At 57.2% G+C, this 20,260-nt stretch carries 23 protein-coding genes; 13 read left to right on the forward strand and 10 right to left on the reverse strand.

All coding sequences use genetic code 11. From position 1 onward, the window contains the following. Positions 1 to 95: 95 nt before the first annotated feature. A complete protein-coding gene (locus QRN38_RS02705; protein WP_057417677.1) occupies positions 96 to 1,046 on the forward strand; it encodes a choline sulfate utilization transcriptional regulator in 951 nt (316 codons plus the stop codon). A gap of 8 nt (positions 1,047 to 1,054) precedes the next feature. Here the strand turns inward: QRN38_RS02705 and QRN38_RS02710 are convergent, their stop codons facing one another. After that, positions 1,055 to 1,393 (reverse strand): hypothetical protein, encoded by a 339-nt coding sequence (locus QRN38_RS02710; protein WP_235814505.1) that lies wholly within the window; start codon positions 1,391 to 1,393, stop codon positions 1,055 to 1,057. A gap of 425 nt (positions 1,394 to 1,818) precedes the next feature. On the opposite strand from QRN38_RS02710, the gene QRN38_RS02715 reads away from it, so the two are divergent. Continuing rightward, complete coding sequence (locus QRN38_RS02715; protein WP_057417675.1) at positions 1,819 to 2,151, forward strand: DOPA 4,5-dioxygenase family protein; 333 nt, start codon at positions 1,819 to 1,821, stop codon at positions 2,149 to 2,151. Positions 2,152 to 2,363: 212 nt separating this feature from the next. Continuing rightward, positions 2,364 to 3,188 carry an alpha/beta fold hydrolase gene (locus QRN38_RS02720; RefSeq protein ID WP_057417201.1) on the forward strand — a complete coding sequence of 275 codons (825 nt, stop codon included), beginning with the start codon at positions 2,364 to 2,366 and terminating at the stop codon, positions 3,186 to 3,188. Positions 3,189 to 3,377: 189 nt separating this feature from the next. Here QRN38_RS02720 and QRN38_RS02725 read toward each other — a convergent pair whose 3' ends face one another. The 3 genes from QRN38_RS02725 to trpB form a co-directional block, all read right to left on the reverse strand. Then, complete coding sequence (locus tag QRN38_RS02725) at positions 3,378 to 3,881, reverse strand: anti-virulence regulator CigR family protein (protein WP_054090645.1); 504 nt, start codon at positions 3,879 to 3,881, stop codon at positions 3,378 to 3,380. A 126-nt stretch (positions 3,882 to 4,007) separates the two neighbouring features. Next, the gene (gene trpA, locus QRN38_RS02730) at positions 4,008 to 4,820 is read right to left on the reverse strand and encodes a tryptophan synthase subunit alpha (protein ID WP_005613464.1); all 813 of its coding nucleotides are present in this window, start codon (positions 4,818 to 4,820) and stop codon (positions 4,008 to 4,010) included. Further along, positions 4,817 to 6,046, reverse strand: a complete 1,230-nt coding sequence (gene trpB, locus QRN38_RS02735) for a tryptophan synthase subunit beta (RefSeq protein ID WP_005768143.1) — start codon at positions 6,044 to 6,046, stop codon at positions 4,817 to 4,819. Before trpB ends, trpA begins: the two co-directional genes overlap by 4 nt. 79 nt (positions 6,047 to 6,125) lie before the next feature. On the opposite strand from trpB, the gene QRN38_RS02740 reads away from it, so the two are divergent. After that, positions 6,126 to 7,082 (forward strand): LysR family transcriptional regulator, encoded by a 957-nt coding sequence (locus QRN38_RS02740; RefSeq protein WP_005768142.1) that lies wholly within the window; start codon positions 6,126 to 6,128, stop codon positions 7,080 to 7,082. Here QRN38_RS02740 and QRN38_RS02745 read toward each other — a convergent pair whose 3' ends face one another. Then, a complete protein-coding gene (locus tag QRN38_RS02745) occupies positions 7,083 to 7,409 on the reverse strand; it encodes an ElaB/YgaM/YqjD family protein (RefSeq protein ID WP_003379422.1) in 327 nt (108 codons plus the stop codon). It abuts the gene before it with no gap. A 167-nt stretch (positions 7,410 to 7,576) separates the two neighbouring features. On the opposite strand from QRN38_RS02745, the gene QRN38_RS02750 reads away from it, so the two are divergent. Together QRN38_RS02750 and QRN38_RS02755 are read left to right on the forward strand one after the other, a co-directional pair. Then, on the forward strand, positions 7,577 to 7,792 hold the full coding sequence (locus tag QRN38_RS02750) for a dodecin (protein ID WP_005613459.1): 216 nt from the start codon (positions 7,577 to 7,579) through the stop codon (positions 7,790 to 7,792). Positions 7,793 to 7,941: 149 nt separating this feature from the next. After that, a complete protein-coding gene (locus QRN38_RS02755) occupies positions 7,942 to 8,166 on the forward strand; it encodes a DUF1161 domain-containing protein (protein ID WP_003379418.1) in 225 nt (74 codons plus the stop codon). Positions 8,167 to 8,312: 146 nt separating this feature from the next. Here the strand turns inward: QRN38_RS02755 and QRN38_RS02760 are convergent, their stop codons facing one another. After that, positions 8,313 to 9,314: an LLM class flavin-dependent oxidoreductase gene (locus QRN38_RS02760; protein ID WP_005768139.1), complete on the reverse strand. Its 1,002-nt coding sequence runs from the start codon at positions 9,312 to 9,314 to the stop codon at positions 8,313 to 8,315. Between the two features lie 210 nt (positions 9,315 to 9,524). On the opposite strand from QRN38_RS02760, the gene QRN38_RS02765 reads away from it, so the two are divergent. Continuing rightward, positions 9,525 to 9,956 (forward strand): OsmC family protein, encoded by a 432-nt coding sequence (locus QRN38_RS02765; RefSeq protein ID WP_005768138.1) that lies wholly within the window; start codon positions 9,525 to 9,527, stop codon positions 9,954 to 9,956. A gap of 117 nt (positions 9,957 to 10,073) precedes the next feature. Then, positions 10,074 to 10,307, forward strand: a complete 234-nt coding sequence (locus QRN38_RS02770; RefSeq protein WP_003379415.1) for a DUF1161 domain-containing protein — start codon at positions 10,074 to 10,076, stop codon at positions 10,305 to 10,307. Here QRN38_RS02770 and QRN38_RS02775 read toward each other — a convergent pair whose 3' ends face one another. Continuing rightward, positions 10,308 to 10,727 (reverse strand): PA0061/PA0062 family lipoprotein, encoded by a 420-nt coding sequence (locus QRN38_RS02775; RefSeq protein ID WP_079215988.1) that lies wholly within the window; start codon positions 10,725 to 10,727, stop codon positions 10,308 to 10,310. It lies immediately after the preceding gene. A 150-nt stretch (positions 10,728 to 10,877) separates the two neighbouring features. Then, on the reverse strand, positions 10,878 to 12,614 hold the full coding sequence (locus QRN38_RS02780) for an OPT family oligopeptide transporter (RefSeq protein WP_057417674.1): 1,737 nt from the start codon (positions 12,612 to 12,614) through the stop codon (positions 10,878 to 10,880). Positions 12,615 to 12,880: 266 nt separating this feature from the next. Here QRN38_RS02780 and QRN38_RS02785 point away from each other — a divergent pair, with 266 nt between their 5' ends. Together QRN38_RS02785 and QRN38_RS02790 are read left to right on the forward strand one after the other, a co-directional pair. Further along, the gene (locus tag QRN38_RS02785) at positions 12,881 to 13,561 is read left to right on the forward strand and encodes an EcsC family protein (protein WP_005768134.1); all 681 of its coding nucleotides are present in this window, start codon (positions 12,881 to 12,883) and stop codon (positions 13,559 to 13,561) included. A gap of 285 nt (positions 13,562 to 13,846) precedes the next feature. Further along, the gene (locus QRN38_RS02790; protein WP_005768132.1) at positions 13,847 to 14,917 is read left to right on the forward strand and encodes a GTP pyrophosphokinase; all 1,071 of its coding nucleotides are present in this window, start codon (positions 13,847 to 13,849) and stop codon (positions 14,915 to 14,917) included. A gap of 432 nt (positions 14,918 to 15,349) precedes the next feature. On the opposite strand, the gene QRN38_RS02795 is transcribed toward QRN38_RS02790, so the two are convergent. After that, on the reverse strand, positions 15,350 to 15,787 hold the full coding sequence (locus QRN38_RS02795) for a DUF3592 domain-containing protein (RefSeq protein WP_057417673.1): 438 nt from the start codon (positions 15,785 to 15,787) through the stop codon (positions 15,350 to 15,352). A 180-nt stretch (positions 15,788 to 15,967) separates the two neighbouring features. Between QRN38_RS02795 and QRN38_RS02800 the strand changes: the two genes are divergently transcribed. Then, entirely contained in the window at positions 15,968 to 17,023 is a 1,056-nt protein-coding gene (locus QRN38_RS02800; RefSeq protein WP_057417672.1) for an aminopeptidase, read from the forward strand. A gap of 140 nt (positions 17,024 to 17,163) precedes the next feature. On the opposite strand, the gene QRN38_RS02805 is transcribed toward QRN38_RS02800, so the two are convergent. Further along, complete coding sequence (locus QRN38_RS02805) at positions 17,164 to 17,709, reverse strand: gamma carbonic anhydrase family protein (RefSeq protein ID WP_005769457.1); 546 nt, start codon at positions 17,707 to 17,709, stop codon at positions 17,164 to 17,166. 76 nt (positions 17,710 to 17,785) lie between these two features. Here QRN38_RS02805 and prlC point away from each other — a divergent pair, with 76 nt between their 5' ends. Then, entirely contained in the window at positions 17,786 to 19,873 is a 2,088-nt protein-coding gene (prlC, locus tag QRN38_RS02810; protein ID WP_162491791.1) for an oligopeptidase A, read from the forward strand. Further along, positions 19,870 to 20,157 (forward strand): YheV family putative zinc ribbon protein, encoded by a 288-nt coding sequence (locus QRN38_RS02815; protein WP_005769461.1) that lies wholly within the window; start codon positions 19,870 to 19,872, stop codon positions 20,155 to 20,157. Before prlC ends, QRN38_RS02815 begins: the two co-directional genes overlap by 4 nt. The last annotated feature ends 103 nt before the right edge of the window (positions 20,158 to 20,260 follow it).

The following is a 20,260-nucleotide window of genomic DNA, read 5'->3' on the forward strand; positions in this document are numbered from 1 at the left end:
GTGAAAAGTTATGCGAAAGTGCTGGGCACGAGGATGGAGTCCTCGTGTTTGATGGTAAAGCCCATGCGCAGCAATGCCTAGGATAAGTACCGCTTATGTTTGAAGCTTTTGGCGACATGTCCCTCGACCTGCTGCGTGCTTTTGAAGTCGCGGCCCGCCTGCGCAGCTTTACTGCAGCGGCCATCGAACTGGGCACGACTCAGCCTGCCGTCAGCCAGCAGATCAAGCGCCTTGAAGAACAACTGGCCACCCGACTGTTTGACCGCATCTATCGCGGCATCGAGCTCACCGACGCCGGTGAAATACTGTTCAGCCACGTACAGGCAGGCTTGCAGTCCATCGACAGCGGGCTGATAGCGATCACCGAACAGCAGCAACACGAGGTGCTTCAAGTCGCCACCGACTTTGCCTTTGCCGCCTACTGGCTGATGCCGCGCCTGCACCGCTTTCACAAGCTTAACCCCGACGTGGACGTCAGCCTGGTGACCAGCGAGCGTACCCACAGCATGCTGCGCGCCGATATCGACGTCGCCGTGCTGTTCGGTGACGGGCGCTTCAAACAGGGCGAAAGCCGCTGGCTGTTCAGCGAAGAAGTCTTCCCGGTATGCAGCCCGCTGCTGATTGCCGACCGCCAGACACCACTGCCCAACGACGCCCTGCGCGACTTCCCGCTGCTGCACCTGCGTGGCGACAGCATCAACAACTGGTTCGACTGGGCTGGCGTATTCCGCGCCCTCGACATCCCCCAGGCCCCCGCCCCCGGCCAGTTGCGCTTCGACAACTACACCCTGCTCATCCAGGCCGCCATCGGCGGACAAGGCATCGCCATCGGCTGGAAACACCTGGTCGACGACCTCCTCGACCAAGGCCTGCTTTGCCGCCCCATCGCCGGCGCAGCCATTTCCGGACACGGCTATTACGTGGTTTTGCCCCAGCGCAAACGGCGGGTGCAGATTGTCCAGCAGTTCATGGACTGGCTGGCGAGCGAGCAGGCGTTGAGCGGGGTTTCGCTGGCGGGCAGGCCGTTGCCTTCGATTGCGGTTTGACGCTCCAATTACAGTGCAACTGTTGAAATTAAACCCGCCGCACCCAGTATGAACCCTATAGTAGCGCCCCTCTGCGGTATTTCTCGTAGCATTGCATAGATAACAATAGGTTCAAGTATCAATAGCAACGTCAAGGAGGCTACCGTAACCACCCATATATTACCGGTCGCCCGATACCCTAGCCAATAAGCGAAGACTAGGCTGATCCCGGCAATGCTAATAAAAACCATGGGCTTGAGAAACATCCCAGGTGATTCTAATAGCTTGCCGGGTAGCTTTGCAGAGTAGACCTCGCTGTAGATAGTCAAAATCTCGCCGAAGATCATCAGCATCAATGCAAGAACGATAGAGTACTCTTTTTCACGGTTGCCTCTTATTCAGACTATTAACGATTTCATCAGTTACTGTGCTACCCATTGCTTGGCTGTTGAGCAGAAAGCGTAGATCGTCGTGATCAAAGAAACGTATTTTATATTTTCTGCCTTCAAATTCTGCACTCAACCTGAGGATAACTTCCGCTTATTTTAATCTGTGGGGATAATAGGTTTACGGCGCTCTCAAAATGAATGGCTTCATCAGCTATCAAGTTTAGTTTTGTGCGTTCAGACGATTATCCAAGTCCAGAATTATGGGCTGAATCGCCTTTTTTGCCAGTCCGCTTTCTCAACCACCCCGCAGGACCTACTATCCGTTTTCACGAGAAAAAATGATCAAGGCTGACGACACACCTGCATCAGTCAGGCCTTCAGCCGAGAAAGGAGCCTCTACCTCAATGCAAGACATCCAAAGCTACCACGCCCACATCTATTTCAACGCCCACACCCTGGACCAGGCCCGAGCCCTGTGCGAGGCCGCGACCGGGAAATTTGCCGTGCAGATGGGGCGCGTCCATCAGAAGCTGGTCGGGCCGCATCCGGACTGGAGTTGCCAGTTGGCGTTCGGGCATGAGCAGTTGGCTGACGTTACGCTGTGGCTTGCGTTGAATCGCGATGGGCTGGTGGTGTTTCTGCATCCGTTGACGGGCGATGAGCTGCGTGACCATACCGATCATGCCATCTGGATGGGCGCGGTCAGGCCTCTTGATTTGAGTGCGCTGACTGGCTGATAGCCAGCTTCCTGGCCATTTTCCTTCTGCGGCTACAAGCGCATCCATCGTCGAAAAGATCGGTGTAAGATAGCTCCGCTGAAAAATGACCGCTCGGTCCGTTGCAGCGCAAACTTCAACAAGATGGTCATGCATACGCTTCAACATGATAATTCGCCCGCTACGGGCGGCTTGAGCTGAATGCTGAAAGACCAGACAGAGGATCATCAGAAATGCCGGATCTACTCATCGACGGTAAGACCCTTCACTACGCTGACCAAGGCACCGGTCCGGTTGTCCTGCTGGGTCACAGTTACCTTTGGGACAAGGCGATGTGGAGTGCGCAGATCGACACGCTGGCCAGCCGGTATCGGGTGATTGTGCCGGACCTTTGGGGGCATGGGGATTCCAGCGGTTTCCCGGAGGGCACCCGCAACCTCGATGATCTGGCTCGCCATGCGCTGGCGCTTCTGGATCATTTGAATATCGAGCGCTGCAGTATCGTCGGGTTGTCGGTGGGCGGTATGTGGGGTGCCATTGCGGCACTGCTCGCGCCAGAGCGCATCACCGGGCTGGTGCTCATGGACACGTATCTGGGCAAGGAGACCGAGGCCAAGAAGGCCTATTACTTCTCGCTGCTCGACAAGCTGGAAGAGGCCGGTGCTTTTCCTGCGCCGCTGTTGGACATTGTGGTGCCGATCTTCTTCCGGCCTGGTATTGACCCGCAGTCGCCGGTGTATCAGGCGTTTCGGTCGGCGTTGGCGGGCATGAATGCCGAGCAGTTGCGTCAGTCCGTCGTACCACTGGGAAGAATGATTTTCGGTCGTGATGACCGGCTTGGGTTGATCGAGCAATTGAATGCCGACACCACGCTGGTGATGTGTGGCGATGCGGACATCCCGCGCCCGCCTGAGGAGACTCGTGAGATGGCCAGCCTGATTGGCTGCCCTTATGTGCTGGTGCCCGAGGCGGGGCATATCGCCAATCTGGAAAATCCCGCGTTCGTATCGGGTGCGCTGATGACGTTCCTGGCGCGGGTTAACCAGAAGCAGGGTTGAGCCGGGCTGGTTTCCGCGCTGGGCGGCCCTCAAGATCGGACGCGGAGCGTCTAGAACGGCATGCGACGCGGAGCGTCGCACGATAGTGAGATTATCGTTCCTCACTCCAGCGTGGTAATGCCTTGTGTGACGCTCCGCGTCACACGTCTGCGCGTCGCCGCGCATTCAAGCAAGGACGTCAGCACACCATCAATTCAACACACCATCCAGAATCGCGTAAACGATCCCCGAACCCACGGTGATCAGTACGACGTCGGTGCCCAGGCGGCGCCATTCGTAGCCGTCGTAACGTGGCAGGTATTGCAGTGAACGGCTGTCCAGACGTTTGCCGTAGCCGCGCGGCAGTGGTTGGCCTTTGGCGATGTGCACGCCCGGTGGCAGGGGCTGGCCCCGACCGATGACGTCGCGGTGTTGCTGGAAAGTCTCGCGTACCGGGCCGAAATCCTGCGGCGGGCGGTTGCCGCCACGGTTGTCCTGATGGGCCTGTTTGCCTGGGCCGTTGCTTTTGTCATTCCCTGGGCCGCGCTCATTGCCACGCTCATTGTGCCCGCCATTCTGTGGTCCCTGCTGCTGGCCGCCACGGTTGTCGTGCGGGCCATCACCGCGCTGATCAGGTGGTGCAGCTTGCAGCAGCGGACTGGCGCTGATCATCAGGATACCCAGCCCGGTAATAAAACGGTTTGGCAGTTTCATGGGTGCTTCCTCGGCTTTACTCAATGCAGCAAAAAGGGGTTCACGACGCTGGTCATGAACCCCTTGTGTCTTGCTACATAGAACCGCTGCCAGCGCGTTGATTCCTCTGTATCAGAAACTTTACCCTCAACTGACGCGGGCGTTACGTACGCCTTCGGCCAGTGCGGCGCACAGCGTCAACACGCCATCGATTGCCTGCTCCGGCGACTCGGCTGTGGCGATCTTGTCGACGAACGCCGAGCCCACCACAACACCGTCAGCCAGACGCGCAATGGCCGCTGCCTGCTCAGGTGTGCGGATACCGAAACCGACGCTGATCGGCAGGCTGGTGTGGCGACGCAGGCGTGCGATGGCTTCGGTGACGTGCTCGGTGGTCGCTGAACCCGCACCGGTCACACCGGCGACCGACACGTAGTAGACGAAACCGGAACTGCGCTCCAGTACGCGCGGCAGACGCGCATCGTCGGTAGTCGGCGTGGTCAGGCGGATGAAGTCGATGCCGGACGCTTGTGCAGGCGTCGCCAGTTCGGCGTCATGCTCGGGCGGCAGGTCAACGATGATCAGGCCATCGACGCCCGCTTCCTTGGCCTGTGCCACGAACGCTTCGACGCCAAAACGGTGGATCGGGTTGTAATAACCCATCAGCACAATCGGCGTGGTCTGATCGTCGACACGAAACTCGCTGACCATCTGCAAGGTTTTCAGCAAAGTCTGGCCGGCGTCCAGGGCGCGCAACGTGGCCAGCTGAATGGCCACACCATCAGCCATCGGATCGGTAAACGGCATGCCCAGCTCGATCACGTCAGCACCTGCAGCGGGCAGACCTTTGAGCACTTTCAGCGAGGTGTCGTAGCCAGGGTCGCCAGCGGTGATGAAGGTGACCAGTGCCGCGCGACCTTCGGTTTTCAGCTGGGCGAAACGTTGTTCGAGACGGCTCATACCAGCTTCTCCTGAGTGTTGTCGGCGGCTGCCATGTGGTTCATGACGGTTTGCATGTCTTTGTCGCCGCGCCCGGACAGGCACACGACCATCAAATGATCGTCGCGCAGGTTGGTCGCGCGCTTCATGGCTTCGGCCAGTGCGTGAGCGGTTTCCAGCGCCGGGATAATGCCTTCGAGCAAGCAGCACTGATGAAACGCGTCGAGCGCTTCTTCGTCGGTGATGCTGACGTATTCGACGCGCTTCACTTCGTGCAGGTAAGCGTGTTCCGGGCCGATGCCAGGGTAGTCCAGGCCAGCAGAAATCGAATGAGCGTCGGTGATTTGCCCGTCGTTATCTTGCAACAGGTAGGTGCGGTTGCCGTGCAGCACGCCCGGTACGCCGCCATTCAGGCTGGCTGCATGCTTGTCGGTGTCCACGCCATGACCGCCCGCTTCGACGCCGATGATTTCTACGCTGGCGTCATCAAGGAACGGATGGAACAGCCCCATCGCGTTGGAGCCACCACCGACGCAGGCGATCAGGCTGTCCGGCAGACGGCCTTCCTTCTCCTGCATTTGCTCTTTGGTTTCCTTGCCGATGACGGACTGGAAGTCGCGCACCATCGCCGGATACGGGTGCGGGCCTGCCACCGTGCCGATCAGGTAGAACGTGTCATCGACGTTGGTTACCCAGTCGCGCAGGGCTTCGTTCATCGCGTCTTTCAGGGTGCCGGTGCCGGAAGTGACCGGCACGATTTCAGCGCCCAGCAGCTTCATGCGGAACACGTTGGCCTGTTGACGCTCGATGTCGGTCGCGCCCATGTAGATTACGCAAGGCAGGCCGAAACGCGCGGCAACGGTTGCAGTGGCAACGCCGTGCATGCCTGCACCGGTTTCAGCGATCAGGCGTTTTTTGCCCATGCGCTTGGCCAGCAGCACCTGGCCGATGCAGTTGTTGATCTTGTGCGCGCCGGTGTGGTTGAGCTCTTCACGCTTGAAGTAGATTTTCGCGCCGCCACAGAATTCGGTCAGGCGCTCGGCGAAGTACAGCGGATTGGGACGGCCAATGTAATCGCGCTGGAAGTAGGCCATTTCCTTGATGAACTCAGGATCGGCCTTGGCGGCTTCGTACTCGCGGTTGAGGTCCAGCACCAGCGGCATCAGGGTTTCAGCTACGTAGCGACCGCCGAATGAGCCGAACAGGCCGTTGGCGTCGGGGCCGCTGCGAAAGTTGGTCTGGGTCATGAAGTGCTCCAGTTGCAGTATTAAGCGAATGGATTGAGCCGGATCGGCAATGGGTCCACTTTAACCAGCGCATGCCCGAATGAAAACCGATAAGATCGCTGCAACCTGTCAGGAAAACTCACAGATCATGAGCCGCGACCTCCCTCCTCTCAATGCTTTGCGTGCCTTTGAAAGCACCGCCCGATTCGGCAGCGTCAGTCAGGCCGCCGAGCAGCTGAGCGTGACCCACGGTGCTGTCAGCCGTCAGTTGAAAGTCCTGGAAGAACACTTGGGCGTCAGCCTGTTCAGCAAGGACGGGCGTGGCCTGAAACTCACAGATGCGGGCATTCGCTTGCGTGACGCCAGCGCCGACGCATTCGACCGGCTGCGAAGCGTGTGCGCAGAACTGAGCAAAGGCAGCGTCGATGCGCCTTTCGTGCTCGGTTGTTCCGGCAGCCTGCTGGCCCGTTGGTTTATCCCGCGCTTGAGCCGCTTGAATGCGGAGTTACCGGACCTGCGTCTGCACCTGTCGGCAGGCGAAGGTGATCTCGACCCACGTCGGCCAGGGCTGGATGCGTTGCTGGTATTTGCCGAGCCACCCTGGCCTGCAGACATGCAGGTCTTCGAGCTGGCCAGCGAACGAATCGGCCCGGTCCTGAGCCCGCGCTTTGCGCGATTCGAAAGCATGCGCGATGCGCCCGCCAACGCCCTGCTTGAAGAATCCTTGTTGCAAACCACGTCACGTCCGCAAGCTTGGCCAAGCTGGGCACAGCAGAACGGAATCGATCCGGACGCGTTGCGCTACGGTCAGGGTTTCGAGCATTTGTATTATTTGCTGGAGGCGGCCGTGGCAGGCTTGGGCATCGCGATCGCGCCGGAACCGCTGGTCATCGATGACCTGAAAGCCGGTCGCCTGGCTGCGCCGTGGGGTTTCAGTGAAACCCCGGCGCAGCTGGCGTTGTGGGTACCCAGAAGAGCGGCCGATGGACGAGCGCGGCAGCTTGCTCAGTGGTTGAAAAATGAGCTGAAGCGGTCTGGGGACCCGATCAGAAACTGATCAGTTACCGCGCTTGAACAGCAGATAGGCGGCGAGCAGGCCGATTGCACCGACGGCAACACCAGCGGTGGTCCAAGGGTGCTCTTGGGCGTAGTCACGGGTTGCCAGGGCGTTTTCGCGGGTTTTCTCTTTGACGTCTTCGTAGACATCGCTGAGCAGGCTGCGCGAATGGCTCAGCGCGCTTTCGGCGTTGGCTTTCAGGTTTTTCAGTGTCTTGCGCGACTCGTCAGTAGCGTCGTCTTTCAGGCCCTCGAGGGACTTCAAGAGGCTCTCGATCTCAGCTTCCATACTCTGCAACGAGGCCTTGCGAAGTGAAGTACTAGCCATGGTGTATCTCCTGCAATGATGAGTGGGCGTGTTGTTTCCGACTCCGGGCTTTTTGGAAAGTGCGATGGGATTTTTGCAAAATGCTGAACTTTTGCGCGCCTTCCCCTGACAGAAGCAGGGAGCGCGGTTTACGTTGCGCCTTGCCAGACACTTTCAGGAGAACTGCAATGAGCGATAACCACACGTACAAAAAAGTCGAAATCGTCGGCTCTTCCACCACCACCATCGAAGACGCCATCAATAACGCACTGGCCGAAGCCAGCAAAAGCCTCAGCCATCTGGAATGGTTTGAAGTGACCGAAACCCGCGGCCATATCGAAAACGGCAAAGTCGCGCACTTTCAGGTCACGTTGAAAGTCGGCTTTCGCATCGCGGCCAGCTGATCATCACCTGAACCTTTCGACTGGCCGATTGCCATAACCTGCGCTACACACAGATATGACCCTGTCAGGATCGATGTGTGAGCGCGGGGATGTTCAATGGGCGCCTGTTCCGATGGCGTCTGCAGTTGGCCGGACGAGAGGGATTACCCATGAAGAAGTTTTTGTTGGCTGTAGGCTTGTTGAGCATTGCAGGCACCGCCCTTGCGGCAGGCAAGCCATGTGACGAGTTGAAAAGTGAACTCGATGCCAAGCTCCAGTCGAAGGGCGTAACGTCCTACACGCTGGAAGTCGTCGAGAAAGGCAGTGCAGCCGGCAAGCAAGTGGTCGGCACCTGCGAAGGCGGCACCAAGGAAATCGTCTACCAGCGCGGTTGATGACTGATCGAGCCTGATTCAGGTCAGGCCGGTCAATCCCGTTTGCAGGTTTCACGAACATGATCGCCCCGGACTGGTTACAGTCCGGGGCGATCGTGTTTTTGGTCGAGCACTTTGCGATGCTGCTTCTCGGTTTCAGGATTCGCCTAGCCGTGTGCGACCTGCGCGAGAATCTCGTAGGACCGCAGCCTGTCTTCATGCTCGTACATGTCGCAGGTAAAGATCAGCTCGTCGGCATCGGTCTGCTCAAGCAGCACGTCCAGCTTGGCGCGGATCTTCTCCGGGCCGCCGACCATCGCCAGCCCCAGGAAGCTCGCCACCGCTTCACGTTCGTGTGGCAGCCACAGGCCGTCCATGGAATCGACCGGTGGCCGCTGCATCAGACTGTGCCCGCGCATCAGCGCCAGAATGCGCTGGTAGACCGAGGTCGCCAGGTATTCAGCCTGCTCATCGGTATCGGCTGCCGACAGCGGAACCCCGAGCATCACGTAGGGCTTGTCGAGCACGGCCGAGGGCTGGAAGTGATTGCGGTACACGCGAATGGCCTCGTGCATGTAACGCGGTGCGAAGTGCGAAGCGAACGCATAAGGCAGCCCGCGCATGCCCGCCAATTGCGCGCTGAACAGGCTCGAGCCCAGCAACCAGATCGGCACATTGGTGCCGGAGCCCGGCACTGCGATCACTTTTTGATCAGGTGTGCGCGGCCCCAGGTACTCCATCAGCTCAGTGACATCATCCGGAAAGTCTTCGGCGCTGCCGGAGCGCTCGCGGCGCAAGGCACGGGCGGTCATCTGATCGGAGCCCGGCGCGCGGCCCAGGCCTAGATCGATTCGATCAGGATAGAGGCTGGCCAGGGTGCCGAACTGCTCGGCAACCACCAGCGGCGCGTGATTGGGCAGCATGATCCCGCCAGCGCCCACGCGAATGGTTGAAGTGCCCCCGGCCAGGTACGCGAGCAGCACGGAGGTCGCCGAACTGGCAATGCCGTCCATGTTGTGGTGTTCAGCCACCCAAAAACGGTTGTAGCCCAGCTTTTCAACGTGCTGAGCGAGGCTGAGCGAATTGCGCAGGGATTCGGCGGGCCCTTTGTCGTGGCGCACGGGCACCAGATCAAGGGTCGAAATTTTTACATCTGCCAGACGTTTCATAGGCCGGGGTAGCTCCTCGAATTGAGATGGGCTGGCTGCTGGAGCTGCCCAAGATGAAACAGCAGTGCGGGCGCAAGTCGGGCTTTTCAATGGCAGTCGGGTAAAAACCTACTTAAACAGTAGGTCTTTCCGACGGTTGAACTTTCCAGAGCGGTCTATCCTCAGAACCTTGTAACAGCATTGATCCAATTCATTCCAAAAGGAGCCACCATGAGCATCGTCAAGAAAGCATCCGCCCACTGGGAAGGTGATCTGAAAAGCGGTATCGGCAGCATCTCCACGGAAACCGGCGTGTTGCGCGAAGCGCCTTACGGCTTCAAGGCCCGTTTTGAAGGCGGCAAAGGTACCAACCCCGAAGAACTGATTGGTGCGGCCCACGCGGGCTGTTTCTCGATGGCACTGTCCATGATTCTGGGCGACGCAGGCCTGAAGGCTGACAGCATCGATACCAGCGCCGAGGTTTCGCTGGATCAGGTTGAAGGCGGTTTCGCCATCAGCGCTGTGCACCTTGTCCTCAAGGCCAAAGTGCCAGGAGCAACACAGGAACAGTTCGACGAACTGACCAAGAAAGCCAAAGAAGGCTGCCCGGTTTCGAAAGTGTTGAACGCCAAGATCACGCTGGACGCCACATTGGTGAGCTGATCCTCGGTAAACCTGGCGGGGGCGCCTTGTGCGCTCCCGTATCTGCTGTATAAAGCTGGCTGCTTCATCTGTCATGCGTTGATTGGCGCATGGTTTGATTTTGATCAGGAGTCGAGCATGAAACGTTTTATTCTGGCAGCAACCTGCACTTTGCTGGCAACCAGCGCCCTGGCGGCCCCGAAATCCTGTGATGAACTCAAGGATGAAATCGAAGCCAAGATCCAGGCCAACAATGTCACGTCCTACACACTGGAAATCGTTAGCAACGAAGAAGCCACCGACCCGAACATGGTCGTCGGCAGCTGCGAAAACGGCAGCAAAAAAATCATCTACCAGCGTAATGATCGCTGATCAGATGCAGTGCACACCGCCCTCTTCTTCCTCTTCGGCCACTACGTTGCGTTTCTCATCGTAAAGCCAGGCGTCGACACTGTTCGCCAGTGAGCGCACCTCCAGCATGTAGTGCTGCCCTGCAGCGAAGTGCTTGTAACGAACACTGACGTAACAGGTGATCTCGGTGTACTCATCACCGATCATCCCCATCCCGCCTGAGCGGTATTCGTAGTCATAACGCACCTGCAACTCATGGCTGCCCGGCGTCACCTGAAAATAGCGCCCGTCGTAGGTGTTCTTGCCATCCAGTTTGTCGGCCATGATCAACTGGCCGGTGATTGTGCGCATGTCGATCCACGCCATGTTTGGATCAACCGCAGGCAGGGGGCCGGCGCATCCGGCGAGGGTTAATGCGGTTATCAGGGTTGTGAGGCGCATTATCGTGGTCCTGGGTTTTGTGGACTGAGGTGTTGCTGGGTCATACCCTGCCACACGCGTGACAGGCGTCTGCAGATGATTGGACTGGAAGATGGCTTCCACGAGCAAGGCGGATGGTGGGAGTGAGCTTGCTCACGAATAGGCTACCACTCACCCATTACCAAACATCTGCCACAACGACGCCCCCACTCCGGTAATGCTTTCCCCGGCGATCAGCCCCGCTGCCGCAGTAATCGCGAAACGTTCGGTGAGGCTGGCCCAGCGACAGCTGACTGTCCACGTGAGCACCGCGCCAAGGGCCATCATCAACGACACCGAAGCCGGCAAGACAAACGCCAGGCCCAGCGCAGCGGCGCTTGGCAAGTAACGGGCGCGACGGGCGGGCAGCGTGCTGTCGAGTACCCCAAGCAACAGGCCCGTCAGGCCTGCAATAAAGATGGCCCAACGGATGCTCGCTGATAACGAGTCCAGCCCGTGGGTCAGGGTTTGCGCCACAGCCTTCCAGGTGGCCACTGCCGGAGCGGGCCACTCCTCAGTGAGCAACATGCTTTGCGGGTCTGGAATCAGCGCCATATAAGCCAGCACTCCGACAATACTGCCGACGAAAATCCCCAGTGTCTGCGCGACCAACTGCTTGCGTGGCGTGGCCCCGATCGCCTTGCCCACCTTGAAGTCGTTCATCAGATCGGTGCATTGCCCGGCCGAACCGCCCGCCGTGTTGGCGCTCATCAGATTGATCGTTACCTGCCCTGGCGCGACGATGCCGAAGCTCAGTTGCGATAACTGCCCGATAGCACCAATGGGCGGAATGCCCGTCGCACCAACCACCCTGGCGGCCACCGCTGCCAGGCAAATGGCCAGAGGAATGGTCAACAGAGCCATCCACAGATTGATGCCGAACAACAGCGCCTGCAGGCTTACCACCAGAATGATCGACAACAGCAGACCGAGTGCCGGCCCCGCCTTAGGCACGGCCCAGATCGTCCCGCTGTTCGCTTTGGTGGACCTGTGCAATCCCCATAAACGAATCGCGAGCGACGCCAGCGTCGAGCAGACCATCAAACTCACACCCGGCCACAGCAACCACTCCACCAGCGCCGCGAACTGCGGGCCACTGCTGCCGGCCGGTAACGTCACCAGCCCTTGCGCCAATAACCACGGCGCCAGCCCGCCCCACGCCAGCAAGGCACCAAGCAACAGCGTCACCCCCACACGAATGCCGATGATTGCACCGAACCCCACCAATAACAGCGAAGGGTCTGCGGTAAACGTCAAACGCTCCAGCGACGCACTCGGCGACCAGCGCGGGAACGCCCACACAAACGTATCGACCCACTTCGCCAAGCCGGACAGCAACGCAGCACTGAGCAACACCTTCAACCGCGTAGCCGCTTCCCGGCCATGGTTGTAGATGTGCAGCAGCGTCTCCAGCGTCGCCATGCCCTCCGGGAACTTCAGCGATGTGTCATTGAGCAACGACGGCCGTAAATACCACGCAATCCAGATCCCCAGAAAACTCACCGAAAACACCCACGCCATCATCGGAATCGCATCCAGCTGCTGCCCCGTCAACAAGGTATAAGCCGGAATCGGCGCCACCAACCCACCGGAAATAATCGACGCCGCCGCCGACGCTACCGTCTGATTGATATTGCTCTCGTGCAACGTCCACGGCGGCTGATGGGGCGAGCGTTTGGCCAGCCCTTGCCAGATGGCGTAACCGATCAGCAGCGCAATGATCGACATGTTGAACGACCAACCGATCTTCAGGCCCGCGTAGACATTGGAAGGGGTTAGCAGGATGCCCAGAACGATGCCGGTGATGACGGCACGCAGGCTGAGTTCGCGCTGGACCGGGGGGATTTGCGGGGTTGGGGCTGTAGGCATGCGAAGTCCTTTCGGCGGTGGGCGTTGAGGAGCGTATGTAGAAGGGAGTGTTGAGGTAGAGGAAGGTTCAGGGATGGGGCGATAGGGACGCCGAGCAATGATGTTTTTGCGTCTGGCGTCAGAAAGTACCGGTTCAAAAAAGTTGATCACTTCGCGACGCAAGGTCACTTGGGTGATGTTATTTTGATATTGGTTATGGCACTCTAACCTTAAGCACTCGGCCTATAACAGGCTGTGGATGGATTATCTCAAGAACGGAATCTGGCATGACTACGCAAAAAGACGAAAGCAGTTCCTCACTGATGAAGATGGTAGAGGCCATTTCCATCAGCTCTCAGGATGCACGTGATTTGGTTGCCCAGTACGAAAACCAAGCACGCAGCTCGTCTCCATCCGCGACAGACGAAAAAATTCAGGGCGCGGTTGTCGATAAAATTATCAGCCGCTACTCAAAGCTGGCTGCTACGTCTGGTGCCGTCACCGCTCTTCCTGGTGTCATTCCCGGTATTGGTACTGCGGTGAGTGCTGTTGGCGGCGGTTTGGCGGATATATCTGTATGTATGAAATTGCAGATCGATATGACCATGTGCTTGGCAGTGGCAATCAACGGCAAGATGTCTAACGAAGATGCCAAGCATATGTCATATATCATTGCGCTTTACGGCTCCTTGGAGCAGATGGGGTCTGCTGGCGCCACCAAGATAGCTAGCAAGGCTGGTGTGCGGATGGTGCGACAGTATTTGAAGGGGCCTACGCTTCAGATCATCAAGGAATTGTTTGCGAAGATCGGTATTTCTTTCACTCAGAAAGCCGCAGCAAAAATTATTCCGTTCGGGATTGGCGTCATCGTGGGCGGAACAGCTAACTATGCACTTACCTCCTACGTTGGAAAAACCGCTCGTGACACTTTTCGTCTGAACCTGAAAGAAGATATAACTATTGAGTAATTGGCAGAGGCTATAGATTCGTGAAGTTGAACGGTTGAGTAAGTTTTTAGTTGGTAGTTATCACATAATAAGATCGACATGCGACTATCAGTCATAATTAGACTAAAAGCACGCAATTGAACTCATTAGTATCGTACTCATATGCCCTGCGGCTTTGATTTTGGCTCTTGCTCGACCCTCAGACTCAGAGCGTCGAGCACTGATAAGGATGATTGACAGACAATCATTGGTGTAGATACACGCCATTTATGCCAACTAACAGTTAATGGTTTTAGGGAGAAAAAAATGCCATCTATGGATTTTGAAGTTGAAAAACAAAACTTCTGTGATTATTACAATGGAAACCATGGGCTGTTGGATGGCGCGAAAAACTCTTTTATAACGTTAGTTAACTCTCTGATCAGAAGTTCAAGCGATATAGCGTTGTCGAAAATAGAAGGTCGCGTCAAAGACAGGGATGAGTGTGTAAAAAAATTCATTGAAAAGTACAAGGTAGGACTTGAGTCCAGCGCTCAAGATTATCAAATACTAGATCATATTACTGACCTTATAGGTGTGCGCGTAGTTTGTCTATATGAAGATGATATAGAAAAAATTAAGGAGCTTCTTAGTGATCATTTTAAGGTCATAGATATTACTGATAAAATCGCGCAGATTGAAAATACCGAGAATTCATTTGGTTATAAAGGGTTGCATTTGGACTTGGAGTTAAACGAAAAGCGCAAAGAGTTACCCGAGTATTCGCAATTCGTTAACCTTGGTTTTGAGGTTCAAGTCCGCACCATAATTCAGGACTCGTGGAGTGTGTTGGATCACAAAATAAAGTATAAAAAATCTATCCCAATTAATCTTAAGCGAAGAATTAACTCCTTGGCTGCGCTATTTGAGGTGGCCGATCGGGAGTTTCGAGAAATCCGCAATGCTACTGTTGAGGGCATGAAGGCCGAGGATATTCCGCAAGAGCAAATTAGTCGGGAGTCTGATCAAATTGAATCGGGAGAATTGTATCCCAAGATCACTCCTTCATCTCTCAATGCTTTCAGTTTCTTGAAAATTGCACACCACTTTTTTAACGAGTTCGAGTTTGAGGCGCGGAAAGTTGATGGCTTTACAGAAGAGGTTGTTTCTCTTAAGCCGGACTTAAGTCGAGGGAAATTTAACTTTTACATGCGGGAAAATATATCGAAAGTAAAAAGGTATAAAGAATTTTTTGAAAAAAATTATCCGAGCTATAAATTTGACCCATACACAGTGATTAGGCACTGTTTATATCTAGGCGAGAAAGATCTTTTTGAAAGGCTGCTAACCGCTCAGCATTCGGAGGTTTTTGATGCGTGGTTGGCGAATAACAGCTAACAGTACCTGCCGTCGGTTTCTCGGGCGAATTGAAACTGTGTCGCCCGTATCTTTGACTTTTTCCAGATAAAGTCGTCTCTAGAAAAAGCTGAAAATTTTTATGGCGATTAACATTGTTATGGGAGATTTTAAGCTAAGTAAGCCTCTAGGAAGGCTAACTATCAGGATGATGAGCAACAGGAATATTGCGCTATTACCATGCCTCCAATGTATGTTGACTGGATAAGCGCATGGGCTCAGCTGGAATTATTGATGACCGTAATAACTCTCGTTTTTACGTTGATCTTGCCTGACTGCGGGAATCTCGTGTCGATAACCAAGCCAGCCCTGACCGAACCATAGCGAAAGTGTAAGGCGACCCCTGTGCTCAAGACAAAACCGCCTATGCTCGCAGGCTTGTAGCGCCTGCGAATGACAATGGGCCTTCGGTCCTTAAAGTAGTCGTGCCATCCGGCGCCTGCGAATCCATGCAGCCATGTGGTAACCGCCTCCTGCGGTAAACACGATTGCGAACAGGCCCGTCAGCAGGCTCACGCCCCATAGCGCGCCCTGGTCTTCAATGATCGCGGTGCTGGAGGGGGCTTCGCCGAGGTAGAGCACTGTCACCGGGTCGCCCACCGAATAGCCGAATATAAAGCCGCCTTGGGGGTAGCTGACCGCTTTGCCCACAGCATCGGTGAAGTCCACTTGTGGGTGGCTGCCGCCCGCATTCAGGGCGCTGACATGCCCTTCAGCGCGTTGCGCCTGGGCCAGGAAGTTAATCCGGTCAACGACCAGGCAAACAGTAAGGTAGAGCAGGCACAGGCCCAGCGGGATGAAAATCAGCGCGCGGGGCAGATCACCTCGCCCGCAAGTGGGTGTTTTGGTCATGGCAGGTCCTTTGCGTTGTTCGTAAGCGCCGGCTATTACAGTGAACCGGCAGGTGTCTGTCAATTAGAGGGGGTTAACACGCAGCGCAATGCGCCGCCTCATACCCTCACAACACTTGCACACCCGCACACCCGTGCGGCATAACATCACCGTATCGACACCACCCAAGCCCTGCCCTCCATGCCCAGACCCCCTGCCTCACGCCTTCGCCACCTGTTCGCGCTAACGGCCCTTACGCTGCTCGCCGGTTGCTCCAGCGTTTCCTACTATGGTCAGTTGGCGCAGGGCCAGTGGCAGTTGCTGCAGGCGCGTGAGCCTGTGGAGAAGATTATTGCCGACCCGACTCGAGACGCAGGTTTGCGCGAGCACTTGGCTCGGTCACAGTTGGCGCGCAGGTTTGCCAGCGAGCATTTGCATCTTCCGGATAACAAGAGTTATCGCCTGTATGCGGATCTGGGGCGGACTTATGTGGTGTGGAATGTGTTTGCGACGGACGAGTTTTCGCTCGACCCGGTGACGCACTGTTTTCCGATTGCCGGGTGTGTCGCGTATCGCGGTTATTACAGCCCTGGCGGGGCGCGTGGCGAGGCGGCGTTGCAGCGCCAGGCGGGCAAGGACGTTTATTTGAGTGGCGTGGAGGCCTACTCAACGCTGGGCTGGTTCGATGATCCGATTCTCAGCTCGATGCTGGGTTGGGGCGACGAGCGCTTGGCGACGCTGATTTTTCATGAGTTGGCGCATCAGCGTTTTTATGTGAAGGACGACACCGAGTTCAATGAGTCCTACGCCAGTTTCGTCGAGCAGGAAGGTAAGCGGCAGTGGCGTGCTGCCCGGGGCTTGCCGCCGGAGAGTGTTTCTCAGTCGGCGCGGCGTGATCAGTTCATTCGGTTGGTGCTGGAGACTCGCGAGCGGCTAAAGGCGCTTTATCGTCAGCCGTTGTCGGCAGAGGTGATGCGGGCGCGCAAGGCTGCGGAGTTCGAGCGGTTGCGCCGTGATTATCTGCAGATGCGTGATGAACAGTGGGCGGGCGACAAGCGTTTCGATGGCTGGGTCAACGGCCCGATGAACAACGCAAAGTTGCTGCCGTTTGGCCTTTATGATCAGTGGGTGCCAGCATTTGCGGCGTTGTTCAGGCAGGTCAATGGCGATTGGCCGGCGTTTTATCAGGCGGTGGAGAAGCTGGGCGGGCTGCCGGTCGAGCCGCGCAAGGCGGCGCTGCGGCGGTTGATGCACTGAGCGCGATCATCGTTACTACGCTCCGCGTGGTAATGCCTTTCTGGACGCTCTGCGTCCGGTCTTGAGTGAGCGGCGCTGCGCAGATTTGTGACGCAGAGCGTCATGGGATGCATTCCTAAGCTGGAGCGTAGGAACGATAGTTACGGCTTATCAAACCCTTCAGCCAGATGCTGGTCCTTGAGCTTCACGTAGTTGGTGGCGCTGTACGGAAAAAAGGCGATTTCCTTTTCGGTCAATGCACGCGCCTGTTTGACTGGCCTGCCGACATACAAAAAGCCGCTTTCCAGCACTTTGCCCGGTGGCACCAGGCTGCCTGCGCCGATGATCACTTCATCTTCCACCACTGCGCCATCCATGATGGTGGTGCCCATGCCGACCAGGATGCGGTTGCCAATGGTGCAGCCATGCAGCATCGATTTATGGCCGATGGTCACCTCGTCGCCGATCAGCAGCGGGAAGCCATCGGGGTTGAAGGGGCCGGCGTGGGTGATGTGCAGCACGCTGCCGTCCTGCACGCTGGTGCGCGCGCCGATGCGGATGCGGTGCATGTCGCCGCGTACGACCGTCAGCGGCCAGATGGAGCTGTCGGCACCGATTTCGACGTCACCGATAACCACCGCTGAATGATCGATAAAGGCCCGTTCGCCGAGGGCTGGGGTGTGGTCCTGAAACTTGCGAATGGCCACGATAGGCTCCTTCTTTGGCAGTGATAGACGTCTGGAACAGGTTTGGGTGCTGCGCACGGCATCGATTGTAATTAAGATGGCTGAGTGTTTCTTCCAGGCAAGGTGCAAAACCGTGAGCGCGAACAACCCTCTTCTGCAATCGTACGACCTGCCACCCTTTTCGGCGATTCGTGCCGAACATGTCAAACCTGCTATCGAACAAATCCTGGCCGACAACCGTGCCGCGATTGCCGACATCCTCACCAAACAGGGCTCGACGCCGACCTGGGCCGGGCTGGTGTTGACCATGGACGAGCTGAACGACCGCCTGGGCGCTGCCTGGAGCCCGGTCAGCCATCTGAATGCCGTGTGCAACAGCCCTGAACTGCGTGAAGCGTATGAGTCGTGCCTGCCGGCATTGAGCGCCTACTCCACCGAGATGGGCCAGAATCGCGCACTGTTTCAGGCTTATGAAGCGCTGGCCAACAGCCCTGAGGCCGCAGGCTTTGACGTCGGTCAGAAGACCATTCTGGAGCAATCGCTGCGCGACTTCCGCCTGTCCGGCATCGACCTGCCGCCCGAGCAGCAGAAACGTTATGCGCAAGTGCAGAGCAAATTGTCCGAGCTGGGCAGCCAGTTTACCAACCAGTTGCTCGATGCCACTCAGGCCTGGACCAAGCTGGTCGCTGACGAGTCCGCCCTCGCCGGCCTGACCGATTCTGCCAAGCAACAGATGGCCGCGGCTGCCAAGGCCAAGGACCTCGAAGGCTACTTGATTACCCTGGAATTCCCGAGCTACTACGCGGTAATGACCTACGCCGAAGACCGTGCCCTGCGCGAAGAAGTCTACGCAGCGTACTGTACCCGTGCTTCGGACCAGGGTCCAAACGCTGGCAAGAACGACAATACGCCGGTGATGGAGCAGATTCTCGATCTGCGCCAGGAGCTGGCGCAGTTGCTCGGCTACGCGAACTTTGCCGAGCTGAGCCTGGCGACCAAGATGGCAGAGTCCAGTGATCAGGTGTTGAGTTTCCTGCGTGATCTGGCCAAACGCAGCAAGCCGTTCGCTGCTCAGGACCTGGAGCAGCTCAAGGCTTATGCGGCCGAACAGGGTTGCCCGGACCTGCAAAGCTGGGACAGCGGTTTTTACGGCGAGAAGCTGCGCGAACAGCGTTACAGCGTTTCCCAGGAAATCCTGCGCGCCTACTTCCCCATCGATAAGGTGCTCGGCGGTCTGTTTGCCATCGTCCAGCGTCTGTACGGCATCGAGATTGCCGAGCAGAAAGGCTTCGACACCTGGCACCCGGACGTTCGTCTGTTCGAGATCAAGGAAAACGGCCAGCACGTCGGGCGTTTCTTCTTTGATTTGTATGCTCGCGCCAACAAACGTGGCGGTGCCTGGATGGATGGCGCCCGTGATCGTCGTCGCACTGCGCAAGGTGCGCTGCAAAGCCCGGTGGCTAATCTGGTATGCAACTTCACGCCGGCCGCTGCCGGTAAGCCTGCGCTGCTGACCCACGATGAAGTCACCACCCTGTTCCACGAATTCGGTCACGGCTTGCACCACCTGCTGACCCGCGTCGAGCATGCGGGTGTTTCCGGTATCAATGGCGTGGCATGGGATGCGGTCGAGTTGCCGAGCCAGTTCATGGAAAACTGGTGCTGGGAGCCTGAAGGTCTGGCGCTGATCTCCGGTCATTACGAAACCGGCGAGCCACTGCCGCAGGACCTGCTGGAGAAAATGCTCGCCGCCAAGAACTTCCAGTCCGGTCTGATGATGGTGCGTCAGCTGGAGTTCTCGCTGTTCGACTTTGAATTGCACGCCACCCACGGTGACGGGCGCAGCGTGCTGGATGTGCTGGAAGGCATTCGTGACGAAGTGTCGGTCATGCGTCCGCCTGCCTATAACCGTTTCCCGAACAGCTTTGCGCACATCTTTGCAGGCGGTTACGCAGCCGGTTACTACAGCTACAAGTGGGCCGAAGTACTGTCTGCCGATGCGTTCTCCAAGTTCGAGGAAGACGGCGTGCTTAACGCCGAAACCGGTCGGGCGTTCCGCGAAGCCATTCTGGCGCGTGGCGGCTCACAGGCGCCGATGGTGCTGTTCGTCGACTTCCGCGGACGTGAGCCGTCGATTGACGCATTGTTGCGTCACAGTGGCTTGAGTGAGGACGCGGCAGCATGACCGATACACCGGCAGTCATTACCAAGAAACGCTTCATCGCCGGGGCTGTATGCCCGGCGTGCAGCGAGCCTGACAAACTCATGATGTGGAGCGAAAACGACGTGCCGCACCGCGAGTGCGTCGGCTGCGGGTACAGCGATACGCTCAACGAACAAGGTATTTCGATACCCAAAGAGCTGGGCACGCGGGTTAACAAGGCGGTGGTCAAACCGGCGGATCCGAAGGTCCAGGGCGTGCAGTTCTTTCCGAATCCAAAGTTGAAGAAGCCGGTTGATCTGGGATGAATTGATCTGCGTGTTTCACGTGAGGCGTTTTAACTAAAAGGTTCGCTCGTTTGAGCGAACCTTTTTTTATCAGCCCCTCGCCGTCGAGGCTCTCAAGAGCGGA

Source organism: Pseudomonas sp. CFBP2511, assembly GCF_030209255.1.
In the GTDB taxonomy this organism is placed as follows: Bacteria; Pseudomonadota; Gammaproteobacteria; order Pseudomonadales; family Pseudomonadaceae; genus Aquipseudomonas; species Aquipseudomonas avellanae.